18 protein-coding genes are annotated in these 17004 nt (G+C 72.4%); 10 read left to right on the top strand and 8 right to left on the bottom strand.

Features of this window, described 5'->3' with window-relative positions:
• Window positions 1-99 precede the first annotated feature (99 nt).
• Window positions 100-645: a peptide deformylase gene (gene def / locus A4E84_RS05945; protein ID WP_062925530.1), complete on the top strand. Its 546-nt coding sequence runs from the start codon at window positions 100-102 to the stop codon at window positions 643-645.
• An 88-nt stretch (window positions 646-733) separates the two neighbouring features.
• Here the strand turns inward: def and A4E84_RS05940 are convergent, their stop codons facing one another.
• Window positions 734-1378 carry a TetR/AcrR family transcriptional regulator gene (locus A4E84_RS05940; protein ID WP_033307228.1) on the bottom strand — a complete coding sequence of 215 codons (645 nt, stop codon included), beginning with the start codon at window positions 1376-1378 and terminating at the stop codon, window positions 734-736.
• Window positions 1379-1550: 172 nt separating this feature from the next.
• Here A4E84_RS05940 and A4E84_RS05935 point away from each other — a divergent pair, with 172 nt between their 5' ends.
• Window positions 1551-2777, top strand: coding sequence for an acyl-CoA dehydrogenase family protein (locus tag A4E84_RS05935; protein ID WP_062925529.1), 1227 nt, complete (start codon window positions 1551-1553; stop codon window positions 2775-2777).
• Between the two features lie 136 nt (window positions 2778-2913).
• Window positions 2914-3570, top strand: a complete 657-nt coding sequence (locus A4E84_RS05930) for a hypothetical protein (protein WP_062925528.1) — start codon at window positions 2914-2916, stop codon at window positions 3568-3570.
• A gap of 50 nt (window positions 3571-3620) precedes the next feature.
• Here A4E84_RS05930 and A4E84_RS05925 read toward each other — a convergent pair whose 3' ends face one another.
• The 4 genes from A4E84_RS05925 to A4E84_RS05910 all read right to left on the bottom strand — a co-directional run bounded on the left by A4E84_RS05925 (window position 3621) and on the right by A4E84_RS05910 (window position 7338).
• Window positions 3621-3857 (bottom strand): DUF6213 family protein, encoded by a 237-nt coding sequence (locus A4E84_RS05925; RefSeq protein WP_062931336.1) that lies wholly within the window; start codon window positions 3855-3857, stop codon window positions 3621-3623.
• Between the two features lie 25 nt (window positions 3858-3882).
• A complete protein-coding gene (locus A4E84_RS05920) occupies window positions 3883-5268 on the bottom strand; it encodes an NADP-dependent succinic semialdehyde dehydrogenase (protein WP_062925527.1) in 1386 nt (461 codons plus the stop codon).
• A 76-nt stretch (window positions 5269-5344) separates the two neighbouring features.
• Window positions 5345-5803, bottom strand: a complete 459-nt coding sequence (locus A4E84_RS05915) for an NUDIX hydrolase (protein WP_062925526.1) — start codon at window positions 5801-5803, stop codon at window positions 5345-5347.
• The gene (locus A4E84_RS05910) at window positions 5800-7338 is read right to left on the bottom strand and encodes an ATP-dependent DNA ligase (protein ID WP_062925525.1); all 1539 of its coding nucleotides are present in this window, start codon (window positions 7336-7338) and stop codon (window positions 5800-5802) included. The genes A4E84_RS05915 and A4E84_RS05910 overlap by 4 nt, the downstream gene beginning before the upstream one ends.
• Before the next feature lie 161 nt (window positions 7339-7499).
• Here A4E84_RS05910 and A4E84_RS05905 point away from each other — a divergent pair, with 161 nt between their 5' ends.
• Entirely contained in the window at window positions 7500-7940 is a 441-nt protein-coding gene (locus A4E84_RS05905) for a GNAT family N-acetyltransferase (protein WP_062925524.1), read from the top strand.
• A 31-nt stretch (window positions 7941-7971) separates the two neighbouring features.
• Here A4E84_RS05905 and A4E84_RS05900 read toward each other — a convergent pair whose 3' ends face one another.
• Window positions 7972-8913, bottom strand: coding sequence for an NAD(P)/FAD-dependent oxidoreductase (locus A4E84_RS05900; protein ID WP_062925523.1), 942 nt, complete (start codon window positions 8911-8913; stop codon window positions 7972-7974).
• A 76-nt stretch (window positions 8914-8989) separates the two neighbouring features.
• On the opposite strand from A4E84_RS05900, the gene A4E84_RS05895 reads away from it, so the two are divergent.
• From A4E84_RS05895 to A4E84_RS05870, 6 genes are all read left to right on the top strand, one after another.
• Window positions 8990-9562, top strand: coding sequence for a helix-turn-helix domain-containing protein (locus tag A4E84_RS05895; protein ID WP_062925522.1), 573 nt, complete (start codon window positions 8990-8992; stop codon window positions 9560-9562).
• Between the two features lie 298 nt (window positions 9563-9860).
• Window positions 9861-10826: an NADPH:quinone oxidoreductase family protein gene (locus A4E84_RS05890; protein ID WP_062925521.1), complete on the top strand. Its 966-nt coding sequence runs from the start codon at window positions 9861-9863 to the stop codon at window positions 10824-10826.
• The gene (locus tag A4E84_RS05885; RefSeq protein ID WP_062925520.1) at window positions 10823-12004 is read left to right on the top strand and encodes an acyl-CoA dehydrogenase family protein; all 1182 of its coding nucleotides are present in this window, start codon (window positions 10823-10825) and stop codon (window positions 12002-12004) included. Before A4E84_RS05890 ends, A4E84_RS05885 begins: the two co-directional genes overlap by 4 nt.
• Entirely contained in the window at window positions 12001-13083 is a 1083-nt protein-coding gene (locus A4E84_RS05880) for an acyl-CoA dehydrogenase family protein (protein WP_062925519.1), read from the top strand. Before A4E84_RS05885 ends, A4E84_RS05880 begins: the two co-directional genes overlap by 4 nt.
• A gap of 200 nt (window positions 13084-13283) precedes the next feature.
• Window positions 13284-14147: a phosphatidylinositol-specific phospholipase C/glycerophosphodiester phosphodiesterase family protein gene (locus tag A4E84_RS05875; RefSeq protein ID WP_062925518.1), complete on the top strand. Its 864-nt coding sequence runs from the start codon at window positions 13284-13286 to the stop codon at window positions 14145-14147.
• A gap of 123 nt (window positions 14148-14270) precedes the next feature.
• A complete protein-coding gene (locus tag A4E84_RS05870; RefSeq protein ID WP_033307215.1) occupies window positions 14271-14465 on the top strand; it encodes a hypothetical protein in 195 nt (64 codons plus the stop codon).
• 2 nt (window positions 14466-14467) lie between these two features.
• Here the strand turns inward: A4E84_RS05870 and A4E84_RS05865 are convergent, their stop codons facing one another.
• Both A4E84_RS05865 and A4E84_RS05860 read right to left on the bottom strand, forming a co-directional pair.
• Entirely contained in the window at window positions 14468-15703 is a 1236-nt protein-coding gene (locus A4E84_RS05865) for a phosphodiester glycosidase family protein (protein WP_079128880.1), read from the bottom strand.
• A 127-nt stretch (window positions 15704-15830) separates the two neighbouring features.
• A complete protein-coding gene (locus A4E84_RS05860) occupies window positions 15831-17003 on the bottom strand; it encodes a bifunctional class I SAM-dependent methyltransferase/NUDIX hydrolase (protein ID WP_062925517.1) in 1173 nt (390 codons plus the stop codon).
• Window position 17004: the final 1 nt, after the last annotated feature.

The following is a 17004-nucleotide window of genomic DNA, read 5'->3' as shown; positions in this document are numbered from 1 at the left end:
GGACCTCAGCCTATCGAGATCCATTCGCACTCCCGAACCGCGGCACTGTGGCGAACTCGTGTGGGAGGCGCGGACCGACAGGACCTTACTCTTGCCGCCATGCGACAGAGCCCCATCCCCGGCACCCACGGCCGCGTGAGACCCCTCACCCTGCACGGCGACCCCGCCCTGCACGCGCCCTGCGCGGAGGTCACCGACTTCGGTCCCGAACTGGCCCGGCTGGTCGAGGACTTGTTCGCGACCATGTACGCGGCCCAGGGCGTCGGGCTCGCCGCAAACCAGGTCGGCGAGCCGCTGCGGGTGTTCGTCTACGACTGCCCGGACGACGAGGACGTCCGCCATGTGGGCCATGTGATCAACCCCCGCCTGACCGAGGCGGACGGCGTGGTGATCCGGGGCCCGGAGGGCTGCCTGTCCCTGCCGGGCCTGGAAGCGGGCACGGAACGCTACGACCACGCGGTGGTCGAGGGCTTCACGGTGACCGGCGACCCGGTCACCGTCCACGGCACGGGCTTCTTCGCCCGCTGCCTGCAGCACGAGTGCGATCACTTGGAAGGCCGCATCTACGCGGACCACCTGAGCGGCTGGCGCCACCGCAGACTGATGCGCCAAGTGGCCAGGGCTTCATGGCGCCGGGTGGGGTGACTCCTCAGGGGCGCGGGGCTGTGCTCAACTGCGGCTCCGCCACGTGGGCGCGAACAACGCCCACGGGCGGTCAGCCGAACCACAACGGTCAGAACCCCGGACCCCCGACCCTGTCCCCGGCCGCCGCAAGACGCCCCCACAGCAGATCCGCCAGACTCCGCACCAACTCCGCACGAGAACAGGGCCGTTCCCCCAGCCACCAGTCCCCGGCCGCATGCATCATGCCGACGATCCCGTGCCCCCACACGCGAGCGAGCTGCTGCCCGCCCGGCCCGAGATCCAGCCGCTCCTCGATGACCTGCGCCAGTTCCTCACCCATCCGCCGCAGCAACGGCGCACTGTGCTTGCCGACATCGAAGCCCGAATCGCCCGGCTGGCTCCCCTCCGCCGGGTGCATCAGGAACCGGTACACCTGGGGCCGCGCCTCGATCGCCGCGAGGTAGGTGTCCAGCGTCGCCTCGACCCGCTCCCGCCGGTCCGCCGGCGCGTCCAGCGCCGCCCGCAGCGAGTCCAGCAGGGCGTCGGTGTGCCGCATGGCAAGGGCTGCGTAAAGTCCGCCCTTGTCGCCGAAGTGCCGGTAGAGAATGGGCTTGGTGATGCCGGCTTCCGCCGCGATCGCGTTCATCGAGGCCTGCGGGCCGTCGCGCAGCACCACTCGGTCGGCGGCTTCCAGCAGCTCACGCCGACGGCGATCGGCGGACCGTTGCTGATCGGTCCGCTGCGTGGTGTCCATGGTCTCTCCCCACCCGTGCTGTTTCGATAACGCCTGCGCAAACTAACACTGAAGCATGCCCAGGACGCCGGACGGGTGCCGACCGGTCGGTAGGAGTTGACTTCGACTACCCACCGGTAACAGACTGCTGTTACCGCAAGTAACATGCACGTGTACAGCTGGAGGGGACGACATGGCCGAGTTCACCATGGAGCTCAACGACGAACAGAAGGAGGTCCGGGACTGGATCCACGGCTTCGCGGCCGATGTGATCCGCCCCGCGGCCGCCGAATGGGACGAGCGTGAGGAGACTCCCTGGCCGGTCATCCAGGAGGCCGCCAAGGTCGGCATCTACTCCCTGGACTTCTACGCCCAGCAGTACTTCGACCCGACCGGCCTCGGCATCCCCATGGCGATGGAGGAGCTGTTCTGGGGCGACGCGGGCATCGCCCTGTCCATCGTCGGCACCGGCCTCGCCGCCGTCGGCGTCCTCGCCAACGGTACCGAGGAGCAGATCGGCACCTGGATCCCCCAGATGTACGGCGACGCCAACGATGTCAAGGTCGCCGCGTTCTGCTCCTCCGAGCCCGACGCCGGCTCCGACGTGGCCTCCATGCGCACCCGGGCCGTGTACGACGAGGCCAAGGACGAGTGGGTGCTCAACGGCACCAAGACCTGGGCGACCAACGGCGGCATCGCCAACGTCCACGTCGTGGTCGCGGTCGTCGATCCCGAGCTCGGCTCCAAGGGCCACGCCTCGTTCATCATCCCGCCGGGCACCGAGGGGCTGTCCCAGGGCCAGAAGTTCAAGAAGCACGGCATCCGCGCCTCGCACACCGCAGAGGTCGTCCTGGACAACGTGCGGGTGCCCGGATCCTGCCTGCTCGGCGGCAAGGAGAAGCTCGACGAGCGGCTCGCCCGCGCCCGGGAGAAGGCCAGGCAGGGCGGGGAGCGCGTGAAGAACGCGGCGATGGCCACCTTCGAGGCCTCGCGCCCGGCCGTCGGCGCCATGGCCGTCGGAACCGCCCGGGCCGCGTACGAGGTCGCCCTCGACTACGCCACCACCCGGGAGCAGTTCGGGCGGCCGATCGTCGACAACCAGGGCGTGGCGTTCCAGCTCGCCGACATGCGCACGTCCATCGACGCGGCCCGGCTCCTCGTCTGGCGGGCCTCCTGGATGGCGGTCAACGGCAAGCCGTTCACCGCGGCCGAGGGCTCGATGTCCAAGCTGTTCGCGAGCGAGACGGCCAAGAAGGTCACGGCCCAGGCGATCCAGATCCTCGGCGGCAACGGCTACACCCGGGAGTACCCGGTCGAGCGCATGCACCGGGACGCGGCCATTTACACCATCTTCGAGGGCACCAGCGAGATCCAGCGCCTGGTGATCGCCCGGACCCTCGCCGGCGTGCCCATCCGCTAGCACTGCCCCGAAGGGCATCGTCGGCGTGTCCGTCGGGTTGGAGAACCCGTGCGGGCACGCCGGCTTCGCGCCGGACTGCTCCGTACCGGGGACGCCGTGCCAGGCTCGTCCCGACACCTCGACGACGGAGGAAGCGATGACGCACTCGGCCCCGGACCTGTTGCGGACGACCACGGCGGCCCTCGCCCCGGACCCGGAGGCCAACCCCTTGGTCCCCCGGATCGCCGCCGGTACGGCATCCCGCACCACCCTCGCCGCGCTCGCCCTGGAACAGACCTGGGTGATCCCCGCGGACCGGGGGGCGTTCGAGTACCTGGCCGTCCGCTCCGCGGCGGCCGATCCGGAGGCCGCGGCCTTCTTCACGACCCTCGCGCAGGGCGAGGCGCTGGCGGGCGAGCGACTGGTCGCCTTCGCACGGGCGTGCGGCGCGCAGGAGACGTCGTACGAGCCGCTTCCCGGCTGCCAGGCGTACCCCGCGTACGTGGCCTGGCTGGCGCTCAACGCCGCACCGGCGGACGCGGTCCTGGCCCTGACGGCCAACTTCTCGGCGTGGGGCGGCTATTGCGCGACCATCGCCACCGCACTGCGCGAGCACTACGGTTTCACCGACGAGGCCTGCGCCTTCTTCGACTTCTTCGCGGAGCCGTCATCGGACCTGGACCGGCTGGCGACGGCAGCGGTGGAGGCGGCTGTGGACGCCGGGCGTCTCGACGAGAAGCGAGCTCACACCTACGGCCGCATGCTCCAGGCATACGAGGCGATGTTCTGGAGCGCGCTGAGTAAGACTCCCTAGGGGCGCGGGGAACTGCGCGACAAGCCCCCACACACCCGCACCCGCACGACTCAGGTCGCGCCCCCACTGCTGTGCGCGATACAGGCCACATCGATCCGATCGGCCAGTTTCGCCAGCTCGATGGCCAACTCGGCGACCGTGTCCTCGTCCAGCCCCGACTCCCCGCCCTCCACCAGCCGCACCCACCGACCCCCCACGGTCCGCAACAGCTTGCTGACATCCGCCGCAGCCACCTGCAGGGTCCCGCGGTCGTCGACGATCAGAGGCAGAGTCACTTCGCGGTTCACAGACGGGATCGTAGCCCCGCAACACTCACGCACCATGCCAAACAGTGGTGATGTTGCAGAACTCCCGGATTCCGTGCCCGGACAGCTCACGCCCGTACCCGGACCGCTTCACACCGCCGAACGGGAACGCCGGATGGGACGCCGTCATGCCGTTGAAGAACACCCCGCCGGCCTCCAGATCCCGTACGAACCGGTCGACCTCGTCCTCGTCCCGCGTCCACACGTTCGAACTCAGTCCGAACGGCGAATCGTTCGCGATCAGTACGGCCTCGTCCAGGTCGGCCGCCCGGTACAGCGTGGCGACCGGCCCGAACGCCTCCTCCCGATGGATCCGCATCTCCCGGGTGATGCCGGCGAGGATCGTCGGCGCGTAGTACCAGCCCGGCCCGTCCGGCCGTGCGCCACCGCACAGCACCTGCGCCCCGCTGCGCACCGCGTCGTCGACCAGCTCCTCCAGATCACGCCGCCCCTGCTCGCTGGAGAGCGGCCCGACCTCGGTGTCGTCGGCCAGGGGGTCGCCGACCTTCAGCGCCTTCATGCCGTCGGCGAACCGCTCGGCGAAGGCGTCGTAGACGTCCGTGTGCACGATGAACCGCTTCGCGGCGATGCAGGACTGCCCGGTGTTCTGCACCCGCGCGGTCACCGCGACCTTCGCGGCCCGGTCGATGTCGGCGGAGGGCATCACGACGAACGGGTCGCTGCCGCCCAGCTCCAGCACCGTCTTCTTGATCATCTCCCCGGCGGTGGAGGCGACCGCGCGCCCCGCGGGCTCGCTGCCCGTGAGGGTGGCGGCCTTGACCCGCTCGTCGCGCAGGATCTCGTCGACCGCGGCGGAGCCGATCAGCAGGGTCTGGAAGGTGCCCTCGGTGAAGCCCGCACGGTGGAAGAGATCCTCCAGGTAGAGGGCGGTCTGCGGGACGTTCGAGGCGTGCTTGAGCAGGCCCACGTTGCCCGCCATCAGCGCGGGAGCGGCGAAACGGACCACCTGCCACAGCGGGAAGTTCCACGGCATCACCGCGAGCACCGGCCCGAGCGGGCGGTAGCGCACCCGGACGCGGGAGGCTCCGGAGTCCTTCACGTCGGAGTCGGCCGGCTCCTCGTCGGCGAGCAGTTCCTCGGCGTGGTCGGCGTACCAGCGCATCGCCTTGGCGCACTTCGCCGCCTCGGCGCGGGCCTGCTGGATCGGCTTGCCCATCTCGGTGGTCATCACGCGGGCGATGTCCTGCTGGTCCTCTTCGAGGAGGTCGGCGGCCCGGTGCAGCAGCCGGGCGCGCTCGTCGAAGGTCGTCGTCCGGTACGTGCGGAACGTGGCCTCCGCGAGCTGGAGCCGGCGCTCGATCTCCTGCTCGTCCATGGCCTCGTACGTCTTGAGCGTCTCGCCGTTCGCCGGGTTCACCGTTGCGATGGGCATGGCTGACCTCCCTCGGAGCGGGCTGTGTCTCGACCTTCCCGCGCGGCGGTGGGGACCGCAACGCGGGAGCGTCTCCTCAGGGCGAGTGCTCCGCAAGCCGGTCGAGAAACGCCGCCTGCGCCTTGACGATCAGCGCGCGGGCCCGGTCGAGCCCGAACCACGCCACCCGGTCCAGCTCGGGGAACTCCTGGAGCCGCCCGGAGCGCGGCGGCCACTCCGTCCGGAACGTGCCGGGCACGATCGCCGCCGGGTCGAGATCCGCCCGGACCGCCCAGGCCGTGACGATCTTGCCGCCTGTCTGCCGGACCTCGCCGAGGTCGATGGCCTCGCCGTCGGGCGGGGCCAGCCCCACTTCCTCCCGGAACTCGCGCCGGGCGGCCTCCCAGGCGGGCTCGTCCGGCTCGTACTCGCCCTTGGGGACGGTCCACGCCCCGGCGTCGCGCCGGGCGAAGAACGGGCCGCCCATGTGCCCGAGCAGTACTTCGAGGCCGTGGTCCGTGGTGTGGAAGAGCAGCAGACCCGCACTGCGCTTCACGGCTTCACCTCCGGATGAGCCGCCAGCAGCGTCTCGACCGTGTCGGCGTCCTCCGGGCGCTTGTCCTCCCGGTAGCGGACCACCCGGGCGAAACGCAGGGTCACGCCGGCCGGGTAGCGGGTGGAGCGCTGCAGTCCGTCGTAGGCGATCTCGACGACGAGTTCCGGACGAACGGTCACCACGTAGCCGGTGGTCTCGACGGCGAGTTGCTGGAGCCGTTCGGTCTGCCAGGTGAGCATCGCGTCGGTCATGCCCTTGAAGGTCTTGCCGAGCATGGCGAGGCCGCCGTCGGCGGTGCGGGCGCCCAGGTGGAGGTTGGAGAGCTTGCCGGTGCGGCGGCCGTGGCCCCACTCGGCGGCCAGCACGACCAGGTCGAGGGTGTGGACGGGTTTGACCTTCAGCCAGGAGGCGCCGCGCCGCCCCGCGCTGTAGGGGGCGTCGAGCGCCTTGGCGACGACGCCCTCGTGGCCGCGCTTCAGGGTCTCGGCCAGGAACTCCTCCGCCGCGGGCGTGTCGTCCGGCCCGGACACCAGCGTGCGCCGCACCCGCATCGGCTCGGGCACCAGGCGGGCCAGCTCGGCGTGCCGCTCGGCGAAGGGCAGGTCGAGCAGGTCATGGCCGTCGACGGACAGCGCGTCGAAGAAGACGGGGGAGACCGGCACCGCGCGGGCGGCCGTCGCCACGTCCGTGCGGGAGCCGACCCGGCCGGCGGTCTCCTGGAAGGAGCGGGGGCGCCCGCCCTCGTCGAAGGAGATCACCTCGCCGTCCAGGATGAACCGCTCGCCCCGCAACTCCAGTGCGGCGGCCGTCACTTCGGGCAGACGGTCGGTGATGTCGTCCAGGGTGCGGGTGTAGAGCCGCACGGTGTCGCCGTCGCGGTGCACCTGGACGCGGATGCCGTCCAGCTTCTCCTCCACCGCGCAGGCGCCCAGCTTGTCGACCGCCTCGGCCACCGAGGAGGCGCTGTGCGCCAGCATCGGCAGCACCGGGCGGCCCACGGTGAGACGGAAGCGGTCGAGGCAGGCGGGGCCGTCCGCGAGCAGCGCCTCGGCCACCGTCTGGAGGGAACCCGCGAGCATCACGGCCCGCCGTACGTCCGCGGAAGGCGCACCCGTCGCCTGGGCCAGTCCCTCGACCGCCACCGCGTCCAGGGCGCCCTGCCGGACCTCGCCGGTGAGCAGGCCGAGCAGGAACCGCTGCTCGGTCTCGGTGGCCGCGCCCATCAACTCCGCGACCAGCCGGGTCCGTTCCGCCTGGGAACCCGGACCGGACACCGCGGCGAGCTCCGCGAGCCGGGCGTCCACGTCCCGCACGGTCAGACCCGGCTCGGCCGCCGGGGCGACCGGGCGGCTCAGCACCTTCCAGCCGACGCCGATCCGCCCCTGCGGCAGCCGTCCCGCCAGGTACGGGATGACGATCGGCACGTCCTGCGCCTCGGCGTCCCGGAAGAGCTCCGCGAGCAGGGCCGTCTTCCGGGACCGCGCCGAGGTGGCGGCGACCTCCCGGGACACTCGGGCCAGCCGGTGCAGCAGCATGCAGCCATGGTGCACCCCGGAGGGGGCCTCTACACCTGGGCGACCGGGTCCGTCGGCCCCGGCACGGCTTCGCCGGGCGTGCGGCATCGGCCCCGCCCCGCTTCGGCGGCGCGGCAGCAGACCAGTTGACGTACCCGGCGCACGCGGGTTGTTCTGCTGCGATGCCCGAACTCCGCATCCGCCGGCCTGACGACGACAGCGCGCTTTGGGACTGGCAGCACGTCCACAACACGGTCATTCCCACGCACCATCTGTCGATGGACGACGTGCGCGACCGGGCCGAGCGCCATCACCTGGAAGTCGCCCACCTCGGTGATGTGCTCGTGGGCTGCAGCACCGTACGCCCGCCGGCGGACGACACCGCGACGGCCACGGTGATCGCCCGCGTGCTCGGCCCCCACCGCGGGCAGGGATTCGGCGGGGAGCTCTATGCGCGCGGGCTGGACCGGGCACGGCAGTCGGGAGCCAGGGTGATCGAAACGGTGGTCCTGTCCTCGAACGAGGACGGGCTGCGGTTCGCCCGCACGCACGGCTTCGTCGAGATCGAGCGGTATGTGCTGCCGGGCGAAACCGTTCCCTGGATCGATCTGCGCCTGTCCTGACCCGGGCCGGGGCCCGGTGAGCGTCGCGTGGTCACGCGGGGCTCTGCCGCCGCACTGCCGCGTCGAGGTCCGTCATCAGCAGGTCCCCGACGATCGCGGACGCCGCCCGGTACCCGCCGCTCGCCGCGTGCACAACCTGCTCGGCGAAGCCGACGGCGTTGCCCGCGGCCCACACGCCGGGCACGGTCGTCAGGCCGGTCGCGTCGACGACCGGATACGCGCCGAACGGCGTCTCGTGCAGCTCGGCCCCGAGCCGCTCCAGCAGGCCGGTCTGCGGTACGGCCCGCGGGGCGGTGAAGAGCACCGAGCGGGGGTGCGTCGTACCTCCCGCGAGCCGGACGCCGGTGAGCCGGTCGTCCTCGGTCACCAGCTCCGCGACCTCCCCGGGCACCACATCCACCCCGGCCGCGGCGAGCCGGCGCAGATCCTCGTCGGACAGTTCCTCCTCGGCGACCGTGTGCAGGAAGAACCGCACGTCCTTCGACCACTGGGACACCATCAGCGCCTGGTGCACGCTCGCCGGGCTCGTGGCCAGCACCCCGAACGGCTGGTCGCGCACCTCCCAGCCGTGGCAGAAGGGGCAGTGCAGCACGTCCCGGCCGAATCGCTCGGCGACCCCGGGCACCGCGGGCAGCTCGTCCTTCAGACCCGTGGCCACGACGAGCCGCCGGGCCCGCACGCTCCGGCCGCCGGCCGCCACCACTGTGAAGTCCGCGCCCTTCTCCACCTCCACCACCCGGTCCCGTACGAGCTCCACGCCGTAGCGCGCGATCTCCTCCCGGCCGGCGGCCAGGAACTCGGCGGGCGGCATGCCGTCCCGGGACAGGTAGCCCTGCATGTGCGCGGCGGGCGCGTTGCGCGGCTCACCTGCGTCGATCACCAGCGTGCGGTGCCGGGCCCGTCCCAGCACCAGCGCGGCGGACAGGCCCGCCGTGCCCCCGCCGATGACGACCACTGCGTACTTCTCGGTCATGTGACCACCTCCGCTGCCGAGCGTCGCCCGGCCCCGCGGGATTGACAAACAACGTTGCCGAAACTGCAATACGGCCATGACGACGGACGAGGTACTCGCGGGCGTGGGCCCCCGGCTGCGGCAGATGCGCAAGGACCGGGAGGTGACCCTGGCGGCGCTCTCCGAGACCACCGGCATCTCCGTCAGCACCCTCTCGCGGCTGGAGTCCGGCCTGCGTAAACCCAGTCTGGAACTGCTGCTGCCGATCGCGCGCGCCCACCAGGTGGCGCTGGACGAGCTGGTCGGCGCCCCGCCGACCGGTGATCCGCGCGTGCGGTCCAAGCCGATCGTGATGGGCGGCCGCACCCACTGGCCGCTCACCCGCCAGCCCGGCGGCCTGCAGGCCTACAAGGTCCTCGAACCGAAGCGCAGGCAGGAGCCGGATCCCCGGACGCACGAGGGCTACGAGTGGCTGTACGTGTTGTCCGGGAGGCTGCGCCTGGTGCTGGGCGAGCACGACGTGGTGCTCACGGCGGGGGAGGCCGCCGAGTTCGACACCCGGGTACCGCACTGGTTCGGGTCGACGGGGGAGGGGCCGGTGGAGTTCCTCAGCCTGTTCGGGCCGCAGGGCGAGCGGATGCATGTGCGGGCGCGGCCGAAGGGCGCGTGACGCACGGGAGGCCCTCCGGGCAGGAAGGGCGCGTGACGTACGGGAGGCCCTCCGGGTAGGGAAGGGCGCGTGACGTACGGGAGGCCCTCCGGGCAGGGAAGGGCGGTGACGTACGGGAGGCCCTCTGGGCGGGGAAGGGCGCGTGACGTACGGGAGGCCCTCCGGGCAGGGAAGGCGCGCCACCCAAGGGAATCCCCCGGGCGGGATTTGCCCGGCACCTGTTCCCTCATGGGCAAGCGACCGCTTAGTATGCGAACCGACCCCGGTCAGACACAGCAGTCCCCCGTGGAGGCCCCGCATGCAGGCATGGCAAGTGCACGAGAACGGCGAGCCGGGCGAGGTGATGCGGCTCCAGGACGTGGAGCCGCCCACCCCCGGTGACGGCCAGGTCCTGCTGAAGGTGCGTGCGGCCAACATCAACTTCCCGGACGCCCTGCTCTGCCGCGGCCAGTACCAGGTCAGGCCGCCGCTGCCGTTCACCCCGGGCGTGGAGATCTGCGGCGAGACCGAGGACGGCCGCCGGGTGATCGCCAACCCGGCGCTGCCCCACGGCGGCTTCGCCGAGTACGCCGTCGCGGACGCCGCCACGCTGCTGCCCGCGCCGGACGCCCTGGACGACGCCGAGGCAGCGGCCCTGCACATCGGCTACCAGACCGGCTGGTTCGGCCTGCACCGCCGGGCCGGTCTGGAGGCCGGCGAGACCCTGCTCGTCCACGCTGCCGCTGGAGGGGTCGGCAGCGCGGCCGTGCAGCTCGGGAAGGCCGCCGGCGCCACCGTCATCGGTGTCGTCGGCGGCTCCGGGAAGGCGTCCGTCGCCCGCGAGCTGGGCTGTGACGTCGTGATCGACCGGCGCTGCGAGGACGTCGTCGCCGCCGTCAAGGAGGCCACCGGCGGCCGGGGCGCCGACGTGATCTACGACCCGGTCGGCGGCGAGGCCTACACCCAGTCCGCCAAGGCCGTCGCCTTCGAAGGACGCATCGTGGTCGTCGGCTTCGCCAGCGGCACCATCCCCAGCCCGGGCCTGAACCACGCCCTGGTGAAGAACTACTCGATCCTCGGCCTGCACTGGGGCCTGTACAACACCAAGAACCCCAAGCTGGTCCAGCACTGCCACGAGCAGCTCACCGGCCTGGCCGCCCGGGGCGCCATCAAGCCGCTGGTGAGCGAGCGCGTGCCGCTCGGCGGCGCCGCCGGCGCCGTGCAGAAGGTGGCCGACGGTCTGACCACCGGCAGGATCGCGGTCGTCATGGAGGAGGCAGCATGACCGGCGCCGAGGAACTGCGCAGCCGTACCCGGGAGTTGCTGGCGGCCCATCCGCCGGCCTCCACCGACCGCCTGGACTTCCTGCGGGCCCGCTTCGACGCCGGACTCGCCTGGGTCCACTACCCGGAGGGCCTCGGCGGACTCGGCGCTCCCCGCTCCCTGCAGTCCGTCGTGGACGCCGAGCTGGAGAGCGCCGGGGCGCCCGACAACGACCCGCGGCGCATCGGCATCGGCCTGGGTATGGCCGCGCCGACGATCCTCCAGTTCGGCACCGAGGAGCAGAAGCGGCGGTTCCTCAGGCCGTTGTGGACGGGGGAGGAGGTCTGGTGCCAGCTGTTCAGCGAGCCGGGCGCCGGATCCGACCTCGCCGCCCTGGGCACCCGGGCCGTGCGCGCAGGCGAGGACTGGGTCGTCAACGGGCAGAAGGTCTGGACGTCCAGCGCCCATGTCGCCCGCTGGGCGATCCTCATCGCCCGCACCGACCCGGACGTGCCCAAGCACCGGGGCATCACGTACTTCGTGTGCGACATGACCGATCCGGGCGTCGAGGTGCGCCCGCTGCGGCAGGTCACCGGCGAGGCCGAGTTCAACGAGGTGTTCCTCACCGGCGTCCGCATCTCCGACACGCGCCGCCTCGGCGAGATCGGCGACGGCTGGAAGGTCGCCCAGACCACGCTCAACAACGAGCGCGTGGCCATCGGCGGCATGCGACTGCCCCGCGAGGGCGGCATGATCGGCCCGATCTCGAAGACCTGGCGCGAGCGGCCCGAACTGCGCACCCACGACCTGCACCAGCGGCTGCTGAAGCTGTGGGTGGAGTCCGAGGTCTCCCGCCTCACCGCCGAGCGGCTGCGCCAGCAGCTCGTCGCGGGCCAGCCCGGCCCCGAGGGCGCCGGCATGAAGCTGGCCTTCGCCCGCCTCAACCAGGAGATCAGCGGCCTGGAGGTGGAGCTCCTCGGCGAGGAGGGCCTGCTGTACGACGACTGGACCATGCGGCGCCCGGAGCTGGTCGACTTCACCGGCCGTGACGCGGGCTACCGCTACCTTCGCTCCAAGGGCAACAGCATCGAGGGCGGGACCAGCGAGGTCCTGCTGAACATCGTCGCCGAGCGCGTCCTGGGCCTGCCCCCCGAGCCGCGCACCGACAAGGACGTCGCCTGGAAGGACCTGGCCCGGTGAAGAACGAGCGCGACCTGTTGTACTCGGAAGAGGAAGAGGCGCTGCGCGCCGCCGTGCGCGACCTGCTCACCGACCATTGCGACGCCCCCGGCGTCATCGCCCGCACCGAGTCGGGCACCCCGCACCACCTGGCCCTGTGGAAGGCACTCACCGACGGCATGGGCCTCGCCGGCCTGCTGGTTCCCGAGGAACTCGACGGCCAGGGCGCCACGCACCGCGAAGCCGCCGTCGTGCTGGAGGAACTGGGACGCGCGGTCGCGCCCGTGCCGTACCTGACGAGCGCGGTCGTCGCCACCGAAGCCCTGCTGGCCTGCGGCACCGACGACCTCCTGCGCGACCTCGCGACCGGCACGACGATCGGCGCCCTCGCGGTCGCCCTCAACGTCGCACCGGGCGCCGCATACCGGGTCGTCCGGCACGAGGACGGGCTGCTGCACGGCGAACTGACCGGCATCGCCGACGCGGCCGTCGCCGACGTGCTGCTCGTTCCCGCCGACGACGGCGGTCTGTACGCCGTCGACGCCACCACCGCGACCGTCACGCCCCAGATCTCCCTGGACCTGACCCGGCCGCTCGCGACCGTCACCCTCGACGGAGCGCCGGGCCGGCTGCTGGGCGACGCCGAACCCGCCGTGCGCCGAGCCCTGCGCGCCGGCGCCGGGCTGCTCGCCTCCGAGCAGTTCGGGCTCGCCGAGTGGACGCTGACGGAGACCGTCCGCTACCTGAAGGAACGCAAACAGTTCAACCGGCCCGTCGGCGGCTTCCAGGCGGTCAAGCACCGGCTGGCCCAGCTGTGGCTGGAGGTCGTCAACACCCGTGCGGCCGCCCGCAACGCCGCCGACGCCCTGGCGAACGGCGACGACGTGGACGTGGCCGTCACCGTCGCCCAGGCCTACGCGGCACCCGTGGCCGTGCACGCCGCCGAGGAAGCCCTGCAACTGCACGGCGGCATCGGCATGACGTGGGAGCACCCCGTGCACCTGTACCTCAAGCGCGCCAAGGCCGACTCGATCGCCTACGGCACGGCGGGCGCCCACCGGGAGGCACTGGCCGCACTGGCCGACCTTGAGGCCCCCTGACGCCCATGGGCCGACGCCGTTGCACGGCTGGATTCCCCGGAAAGGCCCGCCCCACCAGGGGCGGGCCTTTCCCTGTGCCATGCCCGGTGAAGTGAACGCGTGGCGGCGGTCCGGCCAACTCCGTTCCCAGGCCTGCTCCTTGAGCTGCCGGGGCCCCATACTCGCAGGGTCCCCGTACGGCATCTCCAGGGAGGCAGAGCATGGCCCTCACCACCCGTCGCACGGCCCTCACCACCCTCGGCGCAGCCCTCGCGGGCTCGATCGCCCTCCCCGCCGCCCCCGCACCGGCCGGCGAACGCACGAACAGGCCCCGCCCGTTGTGGCGCGCCCACGCCCACAACGACTACGAGCACCTGCGCCCCCTGTTCGACGCCCTCGACCACCGCTTCGGCAGCGTCGAGGCGGACATCTACCTCGTCGGCGACCAACTCCTCGTCGCCCACGACCCGGAGGACCTCGACCCCTCCCGCACCCTGGATTCCCTCTACCTCGACCCGCTCGCCGCCCGCGTCCGCGCCAACCGCGGCACGGTGTACCGGGGTTACCGGGGTTCGCTGCAATTGCTCATCGACATCAAGACCGAGGGTTCCTCGACGTACCGCGAACTCGACCGTCACCTCAGGCGCCACCGGCACCTGTTCACCACGTACGCCCACGGCCGCGTCCACCACGGCCCGGTCACAGCCGTGATCTCCGGCGACCGCGCGGCCCGCGCGCCCATGGAGACCCAGACCGTCCGGCGCGCCTTCTACGACGGCCGCCTCGCCGACCTCGGCAGCCCGGCACCGGCCTCCTTCATCCCGCTGATCAGCGACAACTGGACGCTCAACTTCACCTGGCGGGGGGTCGGCGCCTTCCCGGACGCCGAGCGGCAGAAGCTGCGGGGCATCGTCAGGACCGCCCACAAGCGGGGGCAGAAGGTGCGGTTCTGGGCGACCCCGGACCTGGCCGGGCCTGCCCGCGACGCGCTCTGGGGCGAACTGCTCGCCGCCGGTGTCGACCACCTCAACACCGACGACCTCGCCGGACTGGAGGCGTTCCTCGACGCCCGGCGGGCGGTCTAGGGGCGGCAGCGGGACACCACACGTTCGGCGGACAGCTCAGCCGCCCGGACGAACCCTCCACTACGCCACACTTGCGGCCGAACGCCGTGAACCGGACATGGCGACGTGGCGGAGGAGTTGACGATGGCCATTTCCATCTCTGTGGTGCTGCTGCTCGCGATCCTTGCGGTGATCTTCCTGCGCAACGGCGGACTGAAGATCTCCCACGCGCTGGTCTGCCTGCTGCTCGGCTTCTCACTGGCCAGCACCAGCGTCGCCCCCACCATCCACAGCGGCCTCACCGCGACGGCCGAGATCGTCAGCGGCCTGCGGCCCTGACGTCACCCCGAGAACACGCCGATACCGTTCGGGACGGGGCGCTCGGCGCCGCCGCTGGGATGGTTGCGCACGGAGACCGCGCTCGCGCCGGGACTGCGCGCGACCAGGGTCGACGACCCGCCGCCGTCCAGGCTGAAAGCGTCCTCCGCGCCCAGCTTCCGCAGGGTTCCGGCGACTTCGGCGATCGTCAGGCCGCTGCGGTAGGCGGCGGCGCCGTCCAGCGCGAGCAGCAGCAGCCGCCGCCCGCCCTCGGCGGTCCCCACGGCGGTACGGACGGCCGACGTCGTGTCGTCGAGCCCCGGCAGCGGCTGCCCGCCGGCGAGCACCGGGTAGCCGCCGACGGCGAGCTGGTAGGCGACGCCGTCCCCGGCCCCCACGAGGCCGTGCTCGACCTCGACCGATTCACCGGTGGAGAACTTGCGCAGCTGCTGGGCACCCGCCTCCCGGCCGACCAGCACGGTGGTCCCCGCGGCGATGGGACCGCTGCCCGGGGTGTCGGCGGCCGAGACGACCCGGCCGTCGCGGACCGTCACCTCATAGGTGTCCGTGCTGCACGGAGCGGCACGGTCGGTGTCCGTGCCACAGGTGGCGCGCACCCGGGAGACGCTGCCCCACTCGGAGGTGAACGCACCGACCGAACCCACCGGCAGGGCGTACTGGTTGAGCCCGCCGAGAGGCAGCTGCCCCTCGGCCGTACTCACCGACCCCTCCAGCGTCAGCCGGTCCAGCCGCGCCCGCCCGTCGGTGCCGACGCCGAAGACGTCCTCGGTGGTCGTGCCGGGCGGCAGCGCGGGCCCGAACCGCTGGCCGTTCGGCACGGCCGCCTTGAGGGTCCGCCCGGCCGCGATCGCCGGACCCACACTCGCGCCGGTCGCCTCGACACCCGGGTGCTGCGTCTCGGTGATGTTGAAGAAGTCGCCGTTGACACCGGCCACCGCGCCCTGGCTGTCCGCCATCGCCGAGACCCGCGCCCGTGCGGCCACCGCCCCCGGGTACAGCAGATCGACCCGGACCTGCGGGTTGCCCAGGTCGACCCTCAGTACATGTGCGTGCGTCACCCCCTTGGCCGCCGTGATGTCGAACTCCTCGTACGTCACTCCCGGTGTGACCCGCACGCCCTTCTGGACGGCGCCGGCCGGAGCCGCCCCCGCCAGGGCCGCACCGGTCAGCGCGCCGAACGCCGTGAGAAACGCCAGTACCGCTCTGCCTGCACCCCGTCGCCTGCGACGACCTGCCACCGTGCCCCCTGATGCCTCGTCAACTGTCGGGACTCTCAGGGGCAGTGCACCAGACCACGGCGGCCGGCAGGGCGGCTGAGCGCCTGCTGCGCGGGAACGGCTGAAAAATCGCACCCCTCTGGGTGCTTCAGCTGTCGTCCGTTCCGGTGGCGTACGGCGTGTAGTGCGCGGGCGTGTGGTCGATCGGCAGTCCGGGCCGCCAAGCGGTGAGGGCCTGCGCGCTGCACACGAACAGCTGCTCCGGCAGCCGGTCCAGGGCGAACCAGCGCCAGCGGCCCACGCTCTCCCCGGGCTGGTCCGACGGCTCCCCCCGCCAGCCGGTGACCAGGGCGGGCACGGTCACGCGGACGACCCCGCCCGCGTCGTCCAGGAGCGTCCCGAGCAGCCGGACGTCCTCGGACCGCGCCGCGAGGCCCGTCTCCTCGCCGAGCTCCCGCACGACCGTCTCCTGCAACGACTCGCCGGGCTCCACCGTCCCGCCCGGCAGCTCCCACGTCCCGCGCCGGTGCCGGCCCAGAAGCAGCCCGCGCGGACCGTACAGGACGGCACCCACCCCGATCGCGGCGTGCGCCGGCGGCGCCTTGTCGACGCGCGGCCGGGAGGAGACCCTGACGGGCCGGGTCACCCGGAAGAGCCGGTAGGAGGCCCGGTTGCTCTCCTCCGGCGTGTCGAGGACGTCGATCCCCTCCACGCGAAGCCCGTACTCGGTGAGCAGCGCCGTCCAGAGTTCCGGCGTGAGCACCCACATCCGGACGGTGACCTCACCGCCACCCGCCAGTCGCAGCACCTCGGGCCGGGCGGCGACCCGGTCCGACGGCCCGTCACCCCGGCTGTTGCTGTGCAGCACCGTGAAGCAGAGCCTGCCACCCGGCCTCAGCGCCCCGGCGAGGGCGGGCAGCAGCCGGTGCGGATCGACGTACGGGACGGCGTTGACGGAGTAGACGACGTCGTACGGCTCCGCCGCACGCAGATGCTCCACGGCGTCGCCGAGGACCAGCCGCAGCCCGGGCAGTGAGCGGTAGCGGGCCCGGGCCCGCTCGTACTGCCCGGCCGAGGCGTCGACCGCGTCCACCAGCGCGCCGTGGGCCCGGACCAGGTGGGCGGCGTGCCGGGCCGTACCGCACCCGAGGTCCAGCACCCGTCGGCCCGTCAGTTCCCCGAGCACCTTGCTCCCCGGCCCGCCGCCTTCGAACCCCCAGTCGATGTCCGGCACTTCGGGTAGTACCGTGCCCCGTCGCAGATGGTGCGCCCCGTATGTGTCCCAGGCCTCGGCGTTGACCGCCTCCGGTTCGTCCGCCAAC

The organism is Streptomyces qaidamensis (assembly GCF_001611795.1).
Classification (GTDB): Bacteria; Actinomycetota; Actinomycetes; order Streptomycetales; family Streptomycetaceae; genus Streptomyces; species Streptomyces qaidamensis.
Note: the sequence above shows the minus strand (reverse complement) of the source record. Positions and strands in the feature narration are given on the sequence as shown.

What these genes read in the sequence shown, in the direction of transcription:
- def (WP_062925530.1), top strand. Translation starts at nt 100, where the DNA reads ATGCGACAGAGCCCCATCCCCGGCACCCACGGCCGCGTGAGACCCCTC.
- A4E84_RS05940 (WP_033307228.1), bottom strand. Translation starts at nt 1,378, where the DNA reads ATGGACACCACGCAGCGGACCGATCAGCAACGGTCCGCCGATCGCCGT.
- A4E84_RS05935 (WP_062925529.1), top strand. Translation starts at nt 1,551, where the DNA reads ATGGCCGAGTTCACCATGGAGCTCAACGACGAACAGAAGGAGGTCCGG.
- A4E84_RS05930 (WP_062925528.1), top strand. Translation starts at nt 2,914, where the DNA reads ATGACGCACTCGGCCCCGGACCTGTTGCGGACGACCACGGCGGCCCTC.
- A4E84_RS05920 (WP_062925527.1), bottom strand. Translation starts at nt 5,268, where the DNA reads ATGCCCATCGCAACGGTGAACCCGGCGAACGGCGAGACGCTCAAGACG.
- A4E84_RS05910 (WP_062925525.1), bottom strand. Translation starts at nt 7,338, where the DNA reads ATGCTGCTGCACCGGCTGGCCCGAGTGTCCCGGGAGGTCGCCGCCACC.
- A4E84_RS05905 (WP_062925524.1), top strand. Translation starts at nt 7,500, where the DNA reads ATGCCCGAACTCCGCATCCGCCGGCCTGACGACGACAGCGCGCTTTGG.
- A4E84_RS05900 (WP_062925523.1), bottom strand. Translation starts at nt 8,913, where the DNA reads ATGACCGAGAAGTACGCAGTGGTCGTCATCGGCGGGGGCACGGCGGGC.
- A4E84_RS05895 (WP_062925522.1), top strand. Translation starts at nt 8,990, where the DNA reads ATGACGACGGACGAGGTACTCGCGGGCGTGGGCCCCCGGCTGCGGCAG.
- A4E84_RS05890 (WP_062925521.1), top strand. Translation starts at nt 9,861, where the DNA reads ATGCAGGCATGGCAAGTGCACGAGAACGGCGAGCCGGGCGAGGTGATG.
- A4E84_RS05885 (WP_062925520.1), top strand. Translation starts at nt 10,823, where the DNA reads ATGACCGGCGCCGAGGAACTGCGCAGCCGTACCCGGGAGTTGCTGGCG.
- A4E84_RS05875 (WP_062925518.1), top strand. Translation starts at nt 13,284, where the DNA reads ATGGCCCTCACCACCCGTCGCACGGCCCTCACCACCCTCGGCGCAGCC.
- A4E84_RS05870 (WP_033307215.1), top strand. Translation starts at nt 14,271, where the DNA reads ATGGCCATTTCCATCTCTGTGGTGCTGCTGCTCGCGATCCTTGCGGTG.